The 18,187-nt window shown below is 45.8% G+C and carries 25 protein-coding genes; 2 read left to right on the top strand and 23 right to left on the bottom strand.

Going from position 1 to position 18,187, the window contains the following annotated elements:
- From DXB77_RS05980 to DXB77_RS05940, 10 genes are all read right to left on the bottom strand, one after another.
- Positions 1–4,538, bottom strand: a 4,538-nt coding sequence (locus DXB77_RS05980) for an InlB B-repeat-containing protein (RefSeq protein ID WP_207665154.1), incomplete at its 3' end; no start/stop codon positions are given.
- Complete coding sequence (locus DXB77_RS05975) at positions 4,535–4,888, bottom strand: glycosyltransferase (RefSeq protein WP_118662834.1); 354 nt, start codon at positions 4,886–4,888, stop codon at positions 4,535–4,537. The genes DXB77_RS05980 and DXB77_RS05975, both read right to left, overlap by 4 nt.
- A 157-nt stretch (positions 4,889–5,045) precedes the next feature.
- On the bottom strand, positions 5,046–5,675 hold the full coding sequence (locus DXB77_RS05970; protein WP_243100151.1) for a PrsW family glutamic-type intramembrane protease: 630 nt from the start codon (positions 5,673–5,675) through the stop codon (positions 5,046–5,048).
- Positions 5,672–6,298, bottom strand: coding sequence for a histidine kinase (locus tag DXB77_RS13245; RefSeq protein ID WP_242972112.1), 627 nt, complete (start codon positions 6,296–6,298; stop codon positions 5,672–5,674). The genes DXB77_RS05970 and DXB77_RS13245 overlap by 4 nt, the downstream gene beginning before the upstream one ends.
- Positions 6,285–6,647, bottom strand: coding sequence for a DUF4179 domain-containing protein (locus DXB77_RS05965; RefSeq protein WP_118662832.1), 363 nt, complete (start codon positions 6,645–6,647; stop codon positions 6,285–6,287). Before DXB77_RS05965 ends, DXB77_RS13245 begins: the two co-directional genes overlap by 14 nt.
- Positions 6,634–7,041, bottom strand: coding sequence for a sigma-70 family RNA polymerase sigma factor (locus DXB77_RS05960; RefSeq protein WP_243100150.1), 408 nt, complete (start codon positions 7,039–7,041; stop codon positions 6,634–6,636). Before DXB77_RS05960 ends, DXB77_RS05965 begins: the two co-directional genes overlap by 14 nt.
- Positions 7,042–7,231: 190 nt before the next feature.
- Positions 7,232–7,441, bottom strand: a complete 210-nt coding sequence (locus DXB77_RS05955) for a helix-turn-helix domain-containing protein (protein ID WP_158707401.1) — start codon at positions 7,439–7,441, stop codon at positions 7,232–7,234.
- Between the two features lie 111 nt (positions 7,442–7,552).
- Positions 7,553–8,512 (bottom strand): DUF6674 family protein, encoded by a 960-nt coding sequence (locus tag DXB77_RS05950; protein ID WP_118662910.1) that lies wholly within the window; start codon positions 8,510–8,512, stop codon positions 7,553–7,555.
- Between the two features lie 134 nt (positions 8,513–8,646).
- Positions 8,647–9,237, bottom strand: coding sequence for a hypothetical protein (locus DXB77_RS05945; RefSeq protein ID WP_118662831.1), 591 nt, complete (start codon positions 9,235–9,237; stop codon positions 8,647–8,649).
- A gap of 67 nt (positions 9,238–9,304) precedes the next feature.
- Positions 9,305–9,556: a hypothetical protein gene (locus tag DXB77_RS05940; protein WP_118662830.1), complete on the bottom strand. Its 252-nt coding sequence runs from the start codon at positions 9,554–9,556 to the stop codon at positions 9,305–9,307.
- Between the two features lie 156 nt (positions 9,557–9,712).
- Here DXB77_RS05940 and DXB77_RS05935 point away from each other — a divergent pair, with 156 nt between their 5' ends.
- Positions 9,713–10,288, top strand: coding sequence for a hypothetical protein (locus tag DXB77_RS05935; RefSeq protein ID WP_118662829.1), 576 nt, complete (start codon positions 9,713–9,715; stop codon positions 10,286–10,288).
- Positions 10,289–10,818: 530 nt separating this feature from the next.
- Here DXB77_RS05935 and DXB77_RS05930 read toward each other — a convergent pair.
- The 13 genes from DXB77_RS05930 to dinB all read right to left on the bottom strand — a co-directional run bounded on the left by DXB77_RS05930 (position 10,819) and on the right by dinB (position 17,163).
- Positions 10,819–12,054: a tyrosine-type recombinase/integrase gene (locus tag DXB77_RS05930; RefSeq protein WP_055195527.1), complete on the bottom strand. Its 1,236-nt coding sequence runs from the start codon at positions 12,052–12,054 to the stop codon at positions 10,819–10,821.
- Positions 12,055–12,086: 32 nt separating this feature from the next.
- Positions 12,087–12,263: a hypothetical protein gene (locus DXB77_RS05925; RefSeq protein ID WP_004611640.1), complete on the bottom strand. Its 177-nt coding sequence runs from the start codon at positions 12,261–12,263 to the stop codon at positions 12,087–12,089.
- A 135-nt stretch (positions 12,264–12,398) separates the two neighbouring features.
- A complete protein-coding gene (locus DXB77_RS05920) occupies positions 12,399–12,611 on the bottom strand; it encodes a DUF6462 family protein (RefSeq protein ID WP_004611639.1) in 213 nt (70 codons plus the stop codon).
- Positions 12,595–13,032 carry a type II toxin-antitoxin system PemK/MazF family toxin gene (locus DXB77_RS05915; protein ID WP_118662828.1) on the bottom strand — a complete coding sequence of 146 codons (438 nt, stop codon included), beginning with the start codon at positions 13,030–13,032 and terminating at the stop codon, positions 12,595–12,597. The genes DXB77_RS05920 and DXB77_RS05915 overlap by 17 nt, the downstream gene beginning before the upstream one ends.
- Before the next feature lie 2 nt (positions 13,033–13,034).
- Positions 13,035–13,406: a recombinase family protein gene (locus tag DXB77_RS05910; RefSeq protein WP_008395278.1), complete on the bottom strand. Its 372-nt coding sequence runs from the start codon at positions 13,404–13,406 to the stop codon at positions 13,035–13,037.
- Positions 13,407–13,416: 10 nt separating this feature from the next.
- Complete coding sequence (locus DXB77_RS05905; RefSeq protein WP_008395280.1) at positions 13,417–13,737, bottom strand: helix-turn-helix transcriptional regulator; 321 nt, start codon at positions 13,735–13,737, stop codon at positions 13,417–13,419.
- On the bottom strand, positions 13,727–13,948 hold the full coding sequence (locus DXB77_RS05900; RefSeq protein WP_117582144.1) for a terpene synthase: 222 nt from the start codon (positions 13,946–13,948) through the stop codon (positions 13,727–13,729). The genes DXB77_RS05905 and DXB77_RS05900 overlap by 11 nt, the downstream gene beginning before the upstream one ends.
- Entirely contained in the window at positions 13,942–14,349 is a 408-nt protein-coding gene (locus tag DXB77_RS05895; RefSeq protein WP_118662827.1) for a recombinase family protein, read from the bottom strand. The genes DXB77_RS05900 and DXB77_RS05895 overlap by 7 nt, the downstream gene beginning before the upstream one ends.
- Before the next feature lie 150 nt (positions 14,350–14,499).
- Positions 14,500–14,847 carry a helix-turn-helix transcriptional regulator gene (locus DXB77_RS05890; protein ID WP_117582140.1) on the bottom strand — a complete coding sequence of 116 codons (348 nt, stop codon included), beginning with the start codon at positions 14,845–14,847 and terminating at the stop codon, positions 14,500–14,502.
- A 170-nt stretch (positions 14,848–15,017) separates the two neighbouring features.
- On the bottom strand, positions 15,018–15,221 hold the full coding sequence (locus tag DXB77_RS05885) for a hypothetical protein (RefSeq protein ID WP_022172035.1): 204 nt from the start codon (positions 15,219–15,221) through the stop codon (positions 15,018–15,020).
- A gap of 176 nt (positions 15,222–15,397) precedes the next feature.
- Complete coding sequence (locus tag DXB77_RS05880) at positions 15,398–15,652, bottom strand: hypothetical protein (protein WP_118662826.1); 255 nt, start codon at positions 15,650–15,652, stop codon at positions 15,398–15,400.
- Between the two features lie 5 nt (positions 15,653–15,657).
- Positions 15,658–15,900 (bottom strand): LexA repressor, encoded by a 243-nt coding sequence (locus DXB77_RS05875; RefSeq protein WP_118662825.1) that lies wholly within the window; start codon positions 15,898–15,900, stop codon positions 15,658–15,660.
- 15 nt (positions 15,901–15,915) lie between these two features.
- Positions 15,916–17,163, bottom strand: coding sequence for a DNA polymerase IV (dinB, locus tag DXB77_RS05870; RefSeq protein ID WP_118662824.1), 1,248 nt, complete (start codon positions 17,161–17,163; stop codon positions 15,916–15,918).
- A 235-nt stretch (positions 17,164–17,398) separates the two neighbouring features.
- Between dinB and DXB77_RS05865 the strand changes: the two genes are divergently transcribed.
- A complete protein-coding gene (locus tag DXB77_RS05865; protein WP_117994025.1) occupies positions 17,399–18,133 on the top strand; it encodes an XRE family transcriptional regulator in 735 nt (244 codons plus the stop codon).
- Positions 18,134–18,187 lie beyond the last annotated feature (54 nt).

Below are 18,187 nucleotides of genomic sequence, written 5' to 3'. Positions count from 1 at the left end.
CTGTGAGTATGCTCACCGCCGCCGGTTGCCGGGATGGTTTCAGTTGCCATCGTATAACCGCAGACGGTGCATTCCTTATGCTTTGAGCCGCTTGTGGTAGCTGTTGCCGGGGTGTCGATAATCCATTCGCCGGCGGTATGCGCCGCCTTGCTGCCCTCGATGATCACGCCGCAGCCGACAACGGTGCACTCTTTCCAGTGATCGGTATTATCGGACTTCCAGTCGGAAGCGCTATGACCTGTTGCCGCAAGGATTACGCTTGTCTTGTCGGTAATTTCGGATGCACCGGTTGCATCCTCAAACCACTTGTCACAGCCGTCGCAGGTGTAATATGCCGTGTTGCCTTTCTCCGTGCAAGTAGGAGCCTTTGCGGGAACGAGGGTCAGATTGTGCGTATGCGGTACGGTCTTGTCATATCCGCAGGTATCGCAGATGTTGTCCTCGCCGTAATCGTGCGCCGCATTATCTTTTTTCTCGTGGCAGCGACTGCACTCCTTCCAGTGATTGTCTGCGTCCTTATTCCAATCAGTTGCCCAATCGTGTCCGAGAGCAGTATCCGCAGCTGTAAAGGTTTCTGTTGTGCTGATTTCGCCGCAGGCGCAGCTCTTGTAATACACTGCGTCGTTTGTGCAATCGGCAGCCGATTTGAGTGCTTCATCCTTTATGGTTTCCTGATCGAAAGTATGGGTATGCGGAGCGCCCTTATAAGTCGCCTTCACGCTTACTGCTTCCGCAGGCATTATGAAAGTAGTGGTTTCACTGTTCGCATCTTCAAGAGCAGCGCTGCCGCTTTCTACTACCCACTTATCAAACACCTTACCGTCAGGAGCCGCATTTGCGGTCAGAGTAATGGTTGTACCTTGCGCCGCTTTACTGATTTCGCTTCCTGCACCGATTGTCGCTTTGCCGTCCGCTACGATGATGGGATACTCTTTACTCTCCCAGATTGCATAGAAGGTAGTATCCAAGCTTACTTCATAGGTCGTGCCGGAAATAACCGAACCGTCGGCACTGGTTGACCAGCCCTTGAATTGCTTGCCTTCCGGTTCAGTAAAACCGCAGGCGGGCAGGGTGTAGCTGCCGGAAATACCGGTGACATCTGCCATTGTGCCGCCGCCACCGTTGGCATTGAATCTGACGGTATACTCGGCAGGGGCGGGAGGTGCGTCCTCCCACAGCGCCTTGACTGTGATGTCAGCAGTGACGGTCACAGGGGCGTTCACCGGATACTCCGCACCGTCTATCTCCCATGCCTTGAACTGCTTTCCTTCGGGTGCAATAAACTCGCACTCCGGCAGAGAATACTCGCTGCCGTGCAATATCTTCTTAGCGGGCATTGCGGTGGTGACCTCCTCGGGCAGCTCCTCAGGCTCGGAGCCGCCGTTAGCGTCAAAAGTGACGGTATGCTCGTTGCGCATTTCAAACGCTGCGGTGATGGTAACATCTCCCTCCGGCTGGGTGAAGGTATAGGTATCGTCCCCAACCGCAACGGCGGCAGGGTTGCCATTGACGGACAGCGTGCTTAGCATATAGCCCTCGTCGGGGTCAATGGAGAGCATGACAAGCTCGCCCTTAAAGAACAGTGGCGTGCCGTCCTCGGCGGTTCCCGCAGCGTTCACCACCTTGACTCTGCCGTTTTCGCAATCCTGCACCGTCACCTTATACTGCGGGTCGCCCTCCACGGTCACCTGCACCGAGATGTTCTTCTTCCACTCCTCTCCCGGACGTGTGATAACATCAAGCCCCGAGTTGCAGCGTGCTCCGGTGCCCTCCAGAATCACCGTTCCGTTGACCGTGAAGGTCTGCTCCCGCTGGGACTGCGGATCATAGTCTGCCGGGATCTCCCACGAAACCTCGACAGGTATAAAACCGGAGGTGTCAGCTGCAAAAACCCCGATTTGGACCTTGGAGAGCTCCTCTTTCAGATTCTGTTCCCTGGAAATACGGATCGGCTGCGCAGGCGCCACATCCCAATGGTCCTTCTCCCGCACATTGGTCAGGTAGTTCCAGAAAACCCTGAACGACTTGTAGGAGGCCACATTTCCGCAGGCGTCTTCGATGATAAGCGTGTGTTGGATGCTGTTGTCATACTCTGCCGGGATCGTATAAACGCCATTTTCATCCGGCGTCAGAAGCTCAGCTTTCCCACTCGGGGATGTATGGCAACGAACCGTGACGGGCGATGAGTCCTCTACCTTGAACCGCAGGTCGCCGTAATACTTACCATAGCTCTTCAGTTCCTTTCCGGTAGAAAGATCAATGGCTTTCGGGTTCTCGACGTCAATGATCATCTTCGGCGTAGAGACATAGGTCGTTCCCGTTGGGTTCGTGGCTTTGGCATAGACATACCAACCGCCGTTTTCTTCATACGCTGCAGCGTCTATTGTGATTAAGATAAATGGCAACACGATCGATCCCGGCGTGGCTTCCGCTATCTTGTATTCCTTCCAGAGGGACTCGTCAAGCGCTGCCAGCTCTTCCTGCGTGTAGCGCTCCGGAGAGCTGAGGTAATAGCCTGGCTTCGCGTCCGTGTCGACCCACATGCCTATCTGATAGGAATTCTCATCCATGGACGCGCCTTTGAGATAATACGGTTCGTCCGAATCCGCGTTATATCCCGTGAAGTACTGACCCGTCCCCAAGCGAAGCTCGACCTTTGGATGCTTCGTCGAATAGTTCAGCACGAGCGTCCGGTTTTTGGTGATCAGACCTGCCCGGAACTCTCCCTTTTCCTTGTCATATGGGATTTTCGTCCCGTCTGCCTCATCGGTCAGCGTTGCCGACACGCCCGCCGGCAGCCTGATCTGGAGCACCAGATATTCATTGTGCGGCAGCATCAGATCGGCGTAGGTCTTTTTGCCGTCCGGGCTGATGACCTTCACATGGTGCCGCCTGTAGGTTCTGACTGTGGCCGTAGTCTCGTTTCCCGCGTTGTCAGTCGCAACCACGGTATATTCCGCTCCCGCATCATTGTTGCCGCCATCCGGCGCGGGGAGACGATAGGTGGGGCCGGCTTGCGGCTCGCCGTTGATGGTCACCGACTTGATGCCGGAGGACGTCTCACCATTCAGTGCCGGGTCGCTCACGGTGAAGGTGTACGCGCCGGGATTTCCATCGAGGGTATCCTCGACGGTGTAGCTCTCGCCGTCCTTCAACCCCTCCAGCACCGGCGCCTTCGTGTCCGTTCCCATCACATGGCCGCACACAGTGCAGAGCTGCTTCTGATTGCTCCAGTCGCCGGGGATGTGCTTTCCGTTTTGCTTGGACATCTCCGCCACCGGGTCACGCGCCTGACACTTCATATTCCTGCACGCCCAGACGTGGCACGACTGCCGGTCGACCCAGCCGAAGTCGTGCTTCCCGTCGCAGGGGTCGTCGATCAGCTCCAGTTCCATCGCGTTGATCGCCCAGCCGTAGTTCTTCACGTACGGCAGCGTCAGCAGCTGCACGTCGATGCGCCCGTTCTCGTTGGGGATCAGGATATCATAGAGGTTCCAGAAGAAGGTGAACTCGTCGTTGCGGTTGATGGCTTGCGCCTCAACCTTCAGCTTTATCAGCTTTCCATTGTATGAGCCTATTTTGATGGACTTGTAGTCTTCGGGCAGGGGGTTTCTGACAAAATCTCCTATATATCTTAGCACTGTGCTGTATACCTTGTTTGAGTATACAAGATCGCCGTAGCCCATAGCTGCCGCGGCCGAGCCAAATTGATTATAGCCTGTTGTAAGCTTCAGCTTCGCGTCCGTCACGGTGATGTTCTGACCGTGACACCAGCGGCCGCCGCCGATGGCTGCGCCGTATGCGCCGTGCGCGTTCACCTCGCCGCCGGTGATGGTGATATCGCGCGCCGGGACGTTCTGACCGCCGCCGATGCCCGCGCCGTTGTATCCGCCGCCAATGCCGGCTCCTCCATCGCCGCCCTTGGCGATGATGGTGCCGCTCCAGAGCGATGGGTTCGTCTGAGAGCCGAAGTGCATATTTGCGCCGTGACCGTACATATCCAGGTTGAACAGACTTTCTGCGATATTGCGGGTCCCCCAGCTTCCTCCTATGCCCGCCGCTTTATAGCCACCCTGACACGTCACCGTGGTGCCCTCCATCACCTGCACGCACAGCTGCCCCTCGCTGCGGTTCTTCTGAATGGCCGCCCGTCCGGTGGCCCCCGTCAGCTTACTGTCCCGGTTGATAAAGTACAGATACGCCGACGCCTTCCCGTGCAGCTCGATGGCCGGTGTCTTGGCGTCCTTGTTCACCTGAATGTTAACGTTGTCCAGAAAAATGTGCGGTGCCGCCTTCTTTCCATTGATCTGGATCTTCTTGGTCCAGACAAAGTCCGGATCGCTTGAGGACGAATAGATATAGTATGTCTTGCTGTCCTTGATGTTGATGTCGCTCGTTCTATTGCACAGATCGATCTCCACATCAAATTTTGTGGGGATAGTATCCAACGTGCCGGTCTCCGCTGCAAAGACCGCTGTCGGCAGCAGCGTCAGCACCATGCAGCACAGCAGCAGGACGCTGAGTATTCGTTTCTTCATTGGCTTTTCTCCTCCTTTTCGTGTCGGGCGGGCTTGTCCGTCCCGTGTTTTTTCTGGTTTTCTCTGGTTCTGAGCCGGAAGCACAGTGCAGTGATAGCTGACGCTGCGGCAAAGGAAATAACGGCTACCAGCACATAGCCGCCTGCGTCCTTCCGCAGCAGCATTGTGCCGAACACGCCCTGTGCGGCGGTCTGTCCCCGCACTATAAGTGCGTCCGCTACCTTGGCAAGTGCCGTGAATAACATCAGGCACAAAGCAGATAGGCTTATTGCCTCGCACCGCTGCCTCCGGCGGGTGTTTTCCCGCACCCGCTGCTTGACGAGTGCGACCCGTCTTGCGGTATCATACATATTGTTTGAACCCCCTTTCCGGTTTGTCTGAAACTGTAATAAAAACCCTTTCACTTATATAGGTACAAAAAATCGAAAAAACTCTCACCAAAAACGAAAAATTTTTTAAAAAATTTGAGAGCCGCCAAAAAGCAGCTCTCAAGTAGAGGATGTTCAGTTATTTTCTCTGCGATAATCGGAAAGCAGACAATCTTACCGCCGCCACCAGCAGCACCGGCATGGCGTAGGCGATGTACTGCGCCGTACCGCCGTAGGCAATCAGCAGATTGTAGGTGGCGTGGAATGTTATCGCCGCACACAGCAGACCGCAAGTGCCGGCCACCTTCAGCCACGTCCGCTGCCATGTGTATGCAAGACCGCCGCCTACGATCAGTCCGCAGAGGACATGCATGGCTCCCGTGCCGAAGCCCCGGAAGAAAATAAAGGAAAAGCGGTCCGCTCCGTTTTGGATGAGATAGCAGACGTTTTCAAAGGTGGCAAAGGCGAGGGCAACCGTGATGGCGGCAGCCTTGATTTTATTCCCCTCCGGCTCGAACACCAAAAGATAGAACACCAGCGGCAGCAGCTTCATCATTTCCTCCACCACCGGCGCAATCTCCGCCGTGGCGGCAAGGGCGTCCGCCTGACACACCGCCGCGAGGAAGGTGTTGATATAAGCCGAAAGCAGGCACACCCCCATCCCGGCAATGCAGAACAGGAAGAAGCGGAGCTGCCGCCTGCCCATGCACAGAGCGGCTACCAGCAGGGGAGAGACTATGCAGAGAAAGATGTTTTCGATGTAGGTCACGCTTCCACCGCCTTTCTCGTGGCGGGCAGCAGCCCCAGAATCGCAAGCGTCAGCATCATATCGCACCAAAAGGTAGGGCTTGCCGGTGAGGTATCCGGCCAGAAGCAGCCCACAGTCCAAAGCAGATACTCCGCAAATACAAAGCACAGCACGCCGCTATGGAAATACCGCATATTCTGCACCGTGCCCATCTGCGTTTTCGCATAGGCAAGCCCTCGAATGGCGCAATAAGAGAGCCATATCATCATACCGCACCAGATTAGGTTGGAGAGAATGTCCCCGAAGGTGCAGTAAAACACCAGCAGCGGCACGCCAAACGCAGGTGCAAGCCATGCAGAGCGGCTACGGAAGCTGCGCTCGTCCTGAGTGGCGAGAGTTTCTTGCAAAATGTGCAGGAAGATGAGGCTCGCCACCCAGCCGAACTCCGATACATAAAAAACGTGCGGCGTGGTATTGAACAGCAGCAGATACAGCGTCCAGTAGAATGCGCCGAGGGCAAAGCAACCGTAGAAACACAGCAGAAGAAAATCCGCCTGCCTGCGGCTTTTCCAGTAGAAGATACCAGAAAGCAGCGCACCGACGAATGTGACCAGCAGTTGCAGCAGGTTTTCAATCAGCTCCATGCACATCCTCGCTTTCCTCATCCTGTCTGTCCTCTCGGTTCATCTGCCGCAGCAGGAAGCACAGAACGGTCACGCACACGCCGAGTAAAAACGCCAGAAGCCCGATGACGATGTATCCCAAAGCCGCACCGTCGTGAAAGATGCTTGCAGCCGTTTCAAAGCCCACATAATCCCCAGTCCGGATGCTTGCAGCAATGCCGGGCATGGCGAGGGACGCACCGATGAGCAGCACAAGGCACGCCGCCACGGCAGAAACCATGGTAATTGTATTACGACGCAGCCGTTTCTCCCGCTCAATTTTGGCGATGCGCCGCTTTGTCTCCGCAACACGCTCTTCATAGCTCCGCATTAGTGATTCCCTCCAGTTCTAATAGCCTTCGCAGGCTCTTTTTTCCGCGATACACCATGTTGGTGATCTGCTTTACCGTTTTTCCCGTGACCTCCGCTGCCTGTGCGTAACTCATATCCTCAAAATAGGTGAGATACAGCACCTCCCGATAGTCCGGGTTCATTTCGTCCATGCAGAAGTGCAGAACGCGGTTTCGCTCCTCCGTCCGAATGACCTCCTCCACCAGCAGCCGTCCGTCCGGCTCGCCGGTCAGCGTATCGAGGCTGAACAGGGGCTTCCGTTTGCTCTTATGGCGCAGCGCCATGTGCCGCGCCGCCTTATAGAGATACGCCTTGAAGCCGCCGTCCCGTATCTTCGGCTTTTTGGTGAACAGATAGGCGAAAACGTCCAGCATCAGTTCCTCCGCCTCGTGAACGTCGTGCAGATAGCCGTCGATATACAGGGTCAGGGGGTCGCCGTATTTTTTTCATCAGGGCATTGAGCCCTTCGTCGTCGCCGTTCAGATATTGGCGGTACAAGCTCTCGTCGCAGGCCATAGCGTTCACCTCCTTTTTGCGGATGCTTCCCATGCAGAGGAGTATCCGTCAGGTGCTTGTCCTGCCGGAATCGCGGTGCTGTCCTTGAAAGCGCGGGTCGGACGGTTTCTCCGCATTTTCCGGGATCGCCCATGAACGTCCGAACCGGGACGCACCGGGAATCCGCCCTTCGGCGCAGTATTGGTTGACCCGCCGCTCTGACACGCCCCAACGGTAAGACGCCTCCCGAATGGAGATATAGCCCTTGATCCCGTTCATACCGCACCTCCGCATGGATAATACTCAATACGATACATTATATACGAATATCCGAATAAAAGCAAGCCCACACGGACGTTGGGACGCAGAATCTCTCCCACGTCCTCATATCTATCTGGCTTTATCTTCTCTTACCTTTGATACTTCCTTATGTGACGCTTCCTGCTTCACCTCATCCGCACCTCTAGCCTCAAATGCATCTGCATTATACTGATACTCCTGTGGTTCAGCGACCATCGGCGAATTTACAATCTCTGCTTCTACTCGCTCAGCTTCTGCCCTCTCCGGCTCTGTCTGTTTCAGATTCTTCGTATTCTCTATACGCTTTTCCTTATCAAGCTGCACATTCATCGCCAGATTATCCAGCTTATCAATCGAAGCGTCCAGATGCAGCTCCATTAACACAAACATCTTTTTCACTACTTTCATAGGTGCAAGTACTGCCTTTGTAATGAAATGTTTCTGCTCTTTCTGTGAATAATCCGCCTCCGGTTTGTCAGCAAAAGTACGAAATGCATTGGCTACTGTCTGACCAGCTTCACGAAATCCTTTTGCAAGAAGCGCTGTCTTTGCTATATCATTATCCGTTGTCTTGATTGCACCTCTTACATTCTCTCGGATATCAAGAAATCTTTTCTTAATTCCTAAGAACTCAGACACCCTGTATAATGCAGATCTTCCCTTTGCCTTTGCTTCATCAACTATGCTCTTAGCAGTAGATTTGACCTGTTCTTTCACTTCAATTACCTGCGATTTTATCTGCTCACATCTGGCATTAAGTCGCTCCTGTGCTTCCGACAATGCCTTTTTAGCATTATTGACAAGTGTATCTTCCTGCATTTCTTTGATCTGGTTCTGCATATTGGTGAGTTCTTCCGTCATGGAATCAATCTTTTTCTCCAGTCCATCCACATAGCTGCATATCTCAAATACATCGTTTGCCTGCTCCTTCATGGCATTTTTCTTTAGTAATTCGAGAAGTTCTCTTATGACCTCCTCGTTGGTAAGTGTTTTTCCTGCTTCTAAAAACTCTGATGCAGTCTGCCCGATAAGTGGCTTTGGAACAACCATGATCGTCTTATTGGCAAGTCCAAGTCTCTTCTGCTCCATGCAGGCAACCATCATCTCAAAGGACTTTCCGGCACCGACACAGTGTGCCAACAGGGTGTTTCCTCCAAGAAGGATTCTACCCCAACATTAATTCATCATTCATTAAGGTCGTCCTCCGAATCGTCTTCCACCACAGAATTTTGCATAGAAATAATTTGACGCTGATTCTTAATACCTATTTCTAAGATTCTTTTTTCTTCATCATTCCTAGCATACCTAATCTGTAAATAAGGCATATTCAGGTCATATCGTTCTTTCCATACAACAAGAACCGACGTAAAATATCCATAAATTTGAAGATATTTCTTCACTATATTTACTATGATGCTTTCCAACACTCTCTTCTCTGTATCATCTAAATAGTATAGCGATATTCCAATACACGGGAGAGCACCTTCAATTCCCACAAAATATAATTGCGGATTAATAGCAGTAGAGTTTAAGTCAACCAACTGATTATAACGCTTTTCACCAATTACTTTTTTAACATTTTCCCATATCTCATTTTGAAGCCCTATATCCTCTTCTATTCTGTATACTGGAGTTCCGTTAATGAATCGTTGCAACTTAACAACCGCCTCATCATTACTACAACCAGTCCACATTCTGATGAGTTTTATAACAACAAGGTATAAAATAACGCAGATACTAAAACCCACTATGATATATACTATTAATTGTAGCATTTTTTCTTCCTCCTTTTTTATCAGGGACAAGGCAACCAGAACCTTGCCCCCTTTCACCTTATGACAATTACTTTAACAGCTCAACCTTTTTAATAGGAGCATATGTTCCCGATTTCGTCGTGATAGGCGCCCCATAAAAAACATCGATTTCAGCACCCACTTTAAGACCTTCTACATCATAATCGCCCAAGTAAATCGACTTAACAATTCTACCTTGAAAAGTGCGTCCTTCAGCTGGATTCACATAATAAGACTCAGGTTCTTGACTTACGTACAATGTCACCTTACCATTGTTCTTATATAAACCTTCAATACGCATATTTCCATTCCTTCCTTTCGCCTTTCCGTCTGCAGACAGAAATTGAATCGTCATAAGACGTTGTAAATTTACATTTTTTAGGATATCATAAAAATGAAAAAATGAAAAAATGCATAATTCAAAATTTTTTTGCACCTTGACAAGGAGAAAGTAACTATGGTTAAAGAGTTTAAAACATTTTATGATAAATTACCTGAAAACTATCAAAAAATTATAAACGGTACTATAACAAGAATGAAAAAAACACATAAAAAAAAATCCACACGCAAGGTTTTTGACATTAAACATATAATTAATTTCTATCTGAAACAAAACAATATGACAACAAAAGAGCTATTGGAATTATGCTATGAAGCAGACGAAGATTTCTCAGAAGATACATATAAGTCAATACTAAAACGCAACCTTGCTAATATACAAGATAACAAAACGTTTAAGTTAGTGTCAAAAATATTGAAAATACCTTCTGATGAACGAGGAAATGTATATATCGAATACGATATACCCGAAGAACTACAAATAGCTAATATTTTCACCCATAAAGTCTATCCGTTTTCGAGCGAGTATTATCCTTATCTTACAGAATTTCAAAATAATACTGTATATGATAATTTCAAATGCTTGGGTACAGAAGACCAACAATCAATTCTATATCTTACTCAAGCCTTATTTTACAATCAAACTTCTCCAGAATTATTTATGCATTCCGAAGGCATTGATGAATATTTATAAACGGATTCTTAGCAAAATAAACGAAAGGCGAGTATCTCCTAGCTGATACCCGCCTTTTATTTATCTATTTCCTTTAGCTCTATTATGAGTTATACAAAGCAATGGAATTATTATACCAAAAAACGGTTAGACTTCAATCTAACCGTTTTATTATAGCGTGTCTTCATTTATTTGGTCGTAAATTGGTCGTAAATCTCGACCTATAATCTCTGAAACCCTTGATTTTCCTTGCTTTATTTATCCAAGCTCTTCATTGTCGGGAATTTTTTTGATTGCTAAGCTAACTCTTGTATATCCTTGCAAACCCTTGGAAAATAGGCTTTCCCGGATTCTATATACGTGGTCACTCTTGGACGTTTTTTTGACTTTTGTGCGTCCAAAAGATGTCATTCGCCTTAAAATACGTCTTTTTATTTTAAGACATGTACTGCCGTGTCAAACACTACAATACTTGATGAGTATAGCATATTTATCTCAATATGAATAGGTATATTTTCAATCTTAAAAGAGTTCAATCGCAGGACTCTTTTCTAAAAAATATCCATATTTTTTGATAATTTCTCAATTACTGATTTGGTAACATCTGGGTTTGCTTCTGCATATATGTTCATGGTAGTTGATACATCAGCATGTCCCATTACCTCTTGAATTACTTTGATGTTGGTTTCATTCTCGCAAAATCTTGATGCAAACGTATGTCTGAAGATATGGCAGGAGAATCTTGGAATCATAACAGGTTCTCTCTTCTCCTTTTTAGCAGCCACCTCTTCTTCTGAATTATGTGTATCCACAATTCTCTTGATTGCCCGGTTTACTGCTGCTGGGTTATGTGGCATCCCAAATCGGTTTGTAAATACAAAATTGGTCATTCCATCCACATTCTCAACGCAAAAGCCTTCCTGCTTCTGTCTCTCATATTCTTCCTGAAGCACATCATATACCTGCTGCATCATAGGTATTCTACGATTACCAGCTTCTGTCTTTGGCAAAGATACTCTAAACTCACATTTATATGAATCATCCGCTCTCTGGTAATAGGTCAAGCTATGATTGATATCAATGATTCGATTTTCCAAATCAATATCATCCCAGCGTATCCCAATTGCTTCTCCTATTCTGCATCCAGTTCCTAACAAAAATACAAAGAATGGATACCAGTGATAAAAGAACGGATTCTTTGCTACATACTCCATGAATTTTCTCTGCTGATCCACAGTCAACGCTCGCCTTGTTTTTCTGGCACCACCATTACGCTTTTTTACTTCACAGTATGCTCCGTCTACCGGATTCTTCCTTATGATATCATCTCTGACAGCAAGTTGAAATGTAGGTCTTAGTACTGTGTTAATTGTCTCAAGCGTATTAATCTGTAATCCCTGATTATTAATCAAGTCTGTATAAAAGAACAACACGTCTGAGTATTTCACATCTCTTACTTTCTTCTTGCCAAATGTATCACGAATAAAATGATTCCATGTATACAAATAATTACTGTAAGTAGTGCTACGCAATTCTGTTTTAGTTGATATGTACCTGTCAAACAAAAAGTTCACATCAGCCTTTCCTGCGACATAGACATCAAGTCCATCCAACTGATCTTTTTGTAACTGTTCTTCTCTTTCTCGAAGTTTTACCAAAGACTTTGCATAAATGGTCCTTTTCTTGCCTAATGGATCAATATATACATATGAGTATCTTCCGTCGCCTTTTCTGTAACCCTCACCCTTTCTTAATACTCTGCCTTTACCATCTTTTCTACAAGCCATTATTCTCTCCTTTCTGGAGAAAAGAGCCTGTTCTACTGATTAGCCTGTTGCTTCATTTGTAATTCAACACCCATTCTAATCAATTGCGAAATGGATAGATTATGAGTCTCAGCATACTCAACCATTATCTGGTATTCCTCTTCTTTGAATTTAACAGTCACCTTATGATCAAAAGGTTTATCTGCTTTTGGTCTTCCAGTTCTAGCCATCTGTATGCCTCCTTCATATCTTAATCATATTATACTTTTGGTCTGACTGAAAGTCAATACATTTTTTCTCTCTTGGCTCATTTTTCTCCATACTTGTTTGTATTTCTTCTATAACTAATGCGTCATTTCTCATAATTACTTATAAAACTCGTCATCTACAATGTGGAAAGTTTCAAGATATTCGTCAATAATATCAAGATTAACCAACACCAGCTGATTCACTTTATAACATGCCTTTGCATCCTTAGCTAACTGCATAAACTTTGACACACTCATTGAATACATCTCTGCTCCTTCTGAATATCTGACAAATCTTTTATTATTAGTCTTTTTAGTTCTGCTGTCCATTTGCTAACTCCTCCATTACCATTTTGCGAGCTACAGGTAACAGATCAAACTGTCGTATCAATGCTCTGTCTATTTCTTCTCTCACGCCTGAATCCTCAATGACAGTTCCACTTTTTGCTCTAATGCAGCCTTTTGAAATTGTCTGTGCATCTTCAGGCATAAAATCAGATATCTTACTTAATCCAAATCCACTTACATCCTTCGGATTTAAAATCACATGTACCGGAATATCCTTTAACTTACTGCTCAAAGGGACTACTGACACCTGCGGTGCACCATCATGATTACTGGCATCACATGAAACAATTATTCCTGGTCTGATTCCGCCCTGAATGCCATGTGGGTTTTTCCCAAAATCCGCATACACGACATCAAATTTATTATATTTACCATACTTTCTTTTTTCTGTTCGTCTGCTCATATCTATGCTCCCTTCTTGATGTGCATATCCAATCTGCCCTCATCTACAGTCACCACAATGCCGCCTGCTTCAATAACCAGTCCTACCTTAAAATAAGCATCCGCAACACTGCTGGATATAGCTGCCATATTCGCAACAACTACTCCACTGATTTGCTTTTTGCGGATCATATTCACAATCTGATTCCACTGGCGATCAACATCACTCTGCGAAAAGCCATTGCGTCTCATCTTTCCAACGATTGAATATTCTTTTCTCTTTACAAATTCATGTATATATTTGCTCTGCTTGTCTTCAAGCATATTTACTTTTTCTAGTGGAGCCTGCACTGAAAGATATTCTATGCAATCCATCTTTTTAATCTTTCTTCTCATTTTCTGCCTCCTATGCTGACTTCAAAGCCTGCTCTATCATAAAATCAAATGTCTTTTTCAAATAATCCTGCTTATCTGCAGGTAACTGCTTAAGTCTCGAATCTAATGAATCCGGTGTACATTCTATTGCAAGTAAGGTATTTGCATCTGTTTCATAAACTTCCATAAGCATATACAGGTTTTTCATGCTCAAGTTTCTTCCTCCTTGCTCCACCTGTCCAAGCGTCGAAACACTTATTCCGGTTTTAGCGGCAACCTCTTCAATGAGAAGTCCTTTGTCCTTACGGATATCACGAATCACCGGACCAATTTTATATCCTTCATATTTCATCGTCGTACCCTCCATTGTCCCGTGCCATTTCTCTAAGCATCTCTACCGCCGCATCTTCTGTCTCATACTGACCAAGCCACTTCCCACTCGAATCATGTACTACTGTACCAAATGCAGTCTGTGTAAATCTGCAATCCTTCACAGCCGGGACTTGTTTGTCCCGACCCGAAAGATTTCCTGCTGCTTCTCTACTAGAGAACTCCTTTAGCATCCGAAGTCCTCTGCATGAGATACAGTAATTGGCACCGGACCGACTTCAAGAGAATAGAGCCATATGCCCATATCAGTAATGGTATTCACAAATTCTTCCAGATCATAAATGTCATCTGTGATCTCATTCAGGCTTCTGACTACTACAACCTCAAAGTCTTCCTCTTTAAGTGTTGAAAAGAAAGCATTCAGACCTTCTCTGTCATAGTCCCTTGTCATTGAACGATCACAATACGCATCATTGATTATTACTCCATTAGGCATTGCCTGATCACGCATATTCTCGACCATCTGGACTACATTAAGTTCTGCTCTGCGTGACTTTACAAATGCAATACCCTTTGCAAGCTCCTGATTATCTGTACCTTCGTTTCCTACTACGTTAAAATCTCTTTTATTCATTTTGTTGTCTCCTTTACGATTTCGTATTGGAGAGTTTTGGCGCCTCCACTCTCGTGGTGTGCTGTATCTCAAGCACATGTTCATTCTAGTCTCTTACCGCTTTATTGCCGACCGTGTACAGGCGACAATTATGTCGTGTAAACACGACAATCACTTTCCAACTGACACGCTTTTCATCGCTTTCATCATTGCAAGGCACTGTCTTATCTGCAATTCATCCATATCTGAAAGAACATCCATTGCCTCAGATAATAGTTCTGAATTTTCTTCATTCTTTCCATACATTATGAAATCAACAGATACACCAAGTACGATTGCCAGATTATCTAATGTCTGTGTCTTAAAATCTCCACCATTTTCAATCGCAGATATTGCTTGTCTGCCTATACCTACTCTATGAGCTAACTCATCCTGTGATAATCCTATCGCCTTTCTACTGTCAGCAATTCGTAATCCTCTCTCATAATCCTTTTCTCTTGTCTGTGCTTTACTGCTCATAAATCCTCCTTGCCGCCCTTGGAAACGAACAAGTCGGATTACCTTTACAGCACTAAAAAAGACGCACGAGGAAACCAGTATCATAAATACTGTTCGTTTCCCCTGCGTCTCTGGTGCTTCCATCTTTCGATGTGCCCTTATCAGGTGGGCTGTAATTTAATTGTCAATCATTATATTCTGAAAGTCCCATTCTCAGAATGTTCCTTCATCATTCCCTCGGAATACTTCTTGAGTATCATCACTCGCTTACATCTGTCACACTTAATTCCAATATTCTGAAGTGCTACAGCGGAATCATCACCGCATACAAAGTATTCCATCATTAACTTGTTGCATTTTTTACATCTAATTTCTATAACATTTCCTTTGTTCAATTCAGTTCGCTCCTTATTCATACAAAATCATCAATCTACAATTCTGTACTCGTAAAGGAAAGGGAAATCACCTTTGCAAGCCTTTTGCCGGGAGTTCCGATGAATGTCTGCACATTCCCCGGCTTTGCTGATCTAAAGCCAACTGATACGAATTGTGCTGTCAGCACACAATCATATCAGGCTCCGGCTCTTTCCATAAACCACATATTGTTATCTTCATAGAAAAGAAATATTTCCTTTCCATCCACCACACAGGTATAGCGTTCACCAACGCCCCCAGCCTTGGTACTGGCTGCTCTGCGTTTGTCTTTTACTCGTGTTATCTCATACTTTCTGCCATCTTCCCATGTAATCTCTTTGGGAATAAGTATTCCATCCTTAGAGAACTCTGCCAGTACATCAACATATACCTTATTGCTCAATGTAATCACCTTCCTTACAAGATTGCTATTGCTCTGGAAGCATCCATCTTCCTTGCTATATAGCCTTTTTCTTCTAATATTTTCAGATATGCATAAACACTTGAAGTCGATGCCACCCCTACCATCCTGCATATCTCCCTGATAGTAGGAGCATAACCATTCACACGCTGATATTGCATAATGCTTTCATACACATTCTGTTGCTTCTCCGTCAATGGTGCTCTGTCTACCAGATCAATTCTTGCTGCTTCGCTCATGTTCCGCCTCCCTCTTTATCCAAAATACCCATGTGGATGTACTGTGTGTTCTTCTTTTGCATTGACTGCTGACAGAATCCTGTCCCGGTACATGAGTCCCCTCTGGATACTGTAAAATCCAAATCTTCTGCGTATCTCATCCACCGCTGAATCCATCTTCATCTGCTTTTCACGCTTCTCCACACTTGAGAACAAATCAATCTGTTCCCAATAATTATCTGTTACTAAGTCTGCACCTCGGACACCAACACTGCGGATTGGTTTGCTCCAGTTATAGTTTTCCTTAAATATCTGATAAGCATATGCAGCTATCTCTCCGGTGATATTCGTTGCATGGTCAATCTTTTTCTGACGGGTAAAAGAGAATAGCTCATTATCCCTGACACTTATCTCAACCACTCTGCACCGGAATCCATTCTCACGAAGTCTTGCTGCAACACTCTCAGCCAGAATATAAAGAACAATCTTTACATCCTCATCGCATACTAAATCCTTTGGTGTTGTTGTGCTGTTTCCCACCGATTTAATTGGAGCGTTGGTATTCTCCAGCTTGACAGGTGAATCATCATAGCCATTAGCAAACGACCATAAGATACTGCCCATCTTTCCAAGGTGACTGTTAAGCACATCTTCATCTGCTCTTGCAAGATCACCTATGGTTTTGATACCAAATAATGCAAGCTTTCTGTTCGTACTTTTGCCAACGTATAGAAGATCTGCCACCGGAAGTGACCATGCCTTCTGCTTAAACTCACTCTTATACATAGTTGTGATTGCATCAGGTTTCTTATAGTCTGAACCAAGCTTTGCAAATATCTTATTGAAAGAAACACCAACACTTACTGTGATGCCAAGCTCTGACTTCATTCTCCTGCTGATTTCCTGTGCGATAAGCAATCCATCTCCTTTAAGGGAACTGCTCCCTGTCACATCAAGCCAGCACTCATCAATCCCATATGGCTCCTGCCTGTCCGTATATTCTGCATATATCTCATGTGCCATTCTTGAGAACCGAAGATATAAGTCCATTCTTGGTGAAACAAATGTTATGTCAGGGCAGACCTGCTTTGCCTGCCAGAGTGCCATTCCTGTTTTCACACCGTACTTCTTAGCAATATAGTCGGCTGTTAAGACAATCCCATGTCTTGCCTCCGGGTCACCGCCTACTGCCAGTGGCTTTCCTGCAAGCTCCGGATGATGCAGATGCTCAATCGAGGCATAACAACAGTTGATATCTGAATGAAGTATTACCCTGTCTCCCATCTTCATCACCTCCTGCATTTAATCTGTCACTACCATAACCTTTAGTCCAAGTATATGAGTAATGTTTCTTACAGGGCATAGTATAACCCCAAGAATAATCGACTGTCAACGGACACATGTGTCCTTTTTCTCATTATATTGGATTTTTAACTTGAATAATTGGCACTATTGCTATATACTATGGAGTGAAAAGAGACATTTGAAATCAACAAAATGAAAGAAAAGAGGCGTATGCATGTACTCAATCGGAGAAATCATTTCAACATATAGAAAAAAGAAAGGCTTGCTCCAACAGGATCTCGCTGATGAACTGGCAAAGGAAGGCATTACCATTTCCTATAAAGCCATATCCAACTGGGAGAGAAATCTTGCTGAACCAAGCGTTACCATATTTTACAAAGTGTGTAGAATCCTTGGTGTTACTAACATGTATGAAGCATATTTTGGAGTAAATCCTGCAGATCCACTCTCTTCTCTTACTGATGAAGGCAGAGAAAAGGCTATGGATTACATCCATCTGCTCCACGCATCCGGAATGTATGAAAAGCAGACTGCTAAGATAATTCCATTCCGAAGCATTGATATTTTTGAAAATGCTGTATCAGCCGGAACCGGTAACTTCCTTGTAGACGGACCAAAAGAGACTGTATGTATAGATGAATCTATCTTACCGGAAGATACTACTTTTGGTGTCCGTATCAGTGGCGACAGTATGGAGCCTGAGTTTTCTGATGGTCAGATTGCATGGGTATTACAACAGGAATCTGTTGCTAATGGAGAAATCGGCATCTTCGCTCTAAACGGAGAAGCCTACATCAAGAAATTGCAAAACGATAAAGACGGAATCTTCCTTATCTCGCTTAATGAAAAGTATGCACCTATCCCCGTCGGAGAAGATGATCGTTTAGATATATTTGGTAAGGTTCTCGGAAAATGTAATCCTGCTGATATTGCTAAGAGTTACAAATAAGACCAGTGCCAATTAATGCAAGTCCTTTTTATTGGACACATGTTCTTGCATAAT

The sequence above is a fragment of the Clostridium sp. OM05-9 genome (assembly GCF_003481465.1).
GTDB classification, from domain to species: domain Bacteria; phylum Bacillota; class Clostridia; order Lachnospirales; family Lachnospiraceae; genus Coprococcus; species Coprococcus ammoniilyticus.
Note: the sequence above shows the minus strand (reverse complement) of the source record. Positions and strands in the feature narration are given on the sequence as shown.

Excerpts from the sequence above, each read along its gene's own strand:
- DXB77_RS05875 (WP_118662825.1), bottom strand. The coding sequence starts at position 15,900 with ATGAGCGAAGCAGCAAGAATTGATCTGGTAGACAGAGCACCATTGACG.
- DXB77_RS13245 (WP_242972112.1), bottom strand. The coding sequence starts at position 6,298 with ATGGAGCTGATTGAAAACCTGCTGCAACTGCTGGTCACATTCGTCGGT.
- dinB (WP_118662824.1), bottom strand. The coding sequence starts at position 17,163 with ATGGGAGACAGGGTAATACTTCATTCAGATATCAACTGTTGTTATGCC.
- DXB77_RS05920 (WP_004611639.1), bottom strand. The coding sequence starts at position 12,611 with ATGGACAGCAGAACTAAAAAGACTAATAATAAAAGATTTGTCAGATAT.
- DXB77_RS05955 (WP_158707401.1), bottom strand. The coding sequence starts at position 7,441 with ATGAACGGGATCAAGGGCTATATCTCCATTCGGGAGGCGTCTTACCGT.
- DXB77_RS05900 (WP_117582144.1), bottom strand. The coding sequence starts at position 13,948 with ATGCTAAAGGAGTTCTCTAGTAGAGAAGCAGCAGGAAATCTTTCGGGT.
- DXB77_RS05975 (WP_118662834.1), bottom strand. The coding sequence starts at position 4,888 with ATGTATGATACCGCAAGACGGGTCGCACTCGTCAAGCAGCGGGTGCGG.
- DXB77_RS05965 (WP_118662832.1), bottom strand. The coding sequence starts at position 6,647 with ATGCGGAGCTATGAAGAGCGTGTTGCGGAGACAAAGCGGCGCATCGCC.
- DXB77_RS05930 (WP_055195527.1), bottom strand. The coding sequence starts at position 12,054 with ATGGCTTGTAGAAAAGATGGTAAAGGCAGAGTATTAAGAAAGGGTGAG.
- DXB77_RS05940 (WP_118662830.1), bottom strand. The coding sequence starts at position 9,556 with ATGCGTATTGAAGGTTTATATAAGAACAATGGTAAGGTGACATTGTAC.
- DXB77_RS05905 (WP_008395280.1), bottom strand. The coding sequence starts at position 13,737 with ATGAAATATGAAGGATATAAAATTGGTCCGGTGATTCGTGATATCCGT.
- DXB77_RS05910 (WP_008395278.1), bottom strand. The coding sequence starts at position 13,406 with ATGAGAAGAAAGATTAAAAAGATGGATTGCATAGAATATCTTTCAGTG.
- DXB77_RS05945 (WP_118662831.1), bottom strand. The coding sequence starts at position 9,237 with ATGCTACAATTAATAGTATATATCATAGTGGGTTTTAGTATCTGCGTT.
- DXB77_RS05895 (WP_118662827.1), bottom strand. The coding sequence starts at position 14,349 with ATGAATAAAAGAGATTTTAACGTAGTAGGAAACGAAGGTACAGATAAT.
- DXB77_RS05950 (WP_118662910.1), bottom strand. The coding sequence starts at position 8,512 with ATGGTTGTTCCAAAGCCACTTATCGGGCAGACTGCATCAGAGTTTTTA.
- DXB77_RS05960 (WP_243100150.1), bottom strand. The coding sequence starts at position 7,041 with ATGCTGGACGTTTTCGCCTATCTGTTCACCAAAAAGCCGAAGATACGG.
- DXB77_RS05865 (WP_117994025.1), top strand. The coding sequence starts at position 17,399 with ATGTACTCAATCGGAGAAATCATTTCAACATATAGAAAAAAGAAAGGC.
- DXB77_RS05925 (WP_004611640.1), bottom strand. The coding sequence starts at position 12,263 with ATGGCTAGAACTGGAAGACCAAAAGCAGATAAACCTTTTGATCATAAG.
- DXB77_RS05935 (WP_118662829.1), top strand. The coding sequence starts at position 9,713 with ATGGTTAAAGAGTTTAAAACATTTTATGATAAATTACCTGAAAACTAT.
- DXB77_RS05890 (WP_117582140.1), bottom strand. The coding sequence starts at position 14,847 with ATGAGCAGTAAAGCACAGACAAGAGAAAAGGATTATGAGAGAGGATTA.
- DXB77_RS05915 (WP_118662828.1), bottom strand. The coding sequence starts at position 13,032 with ATGAGCAGACGAACAGAAAAAAGAAAGTATGGTAAATATAATAAATTT.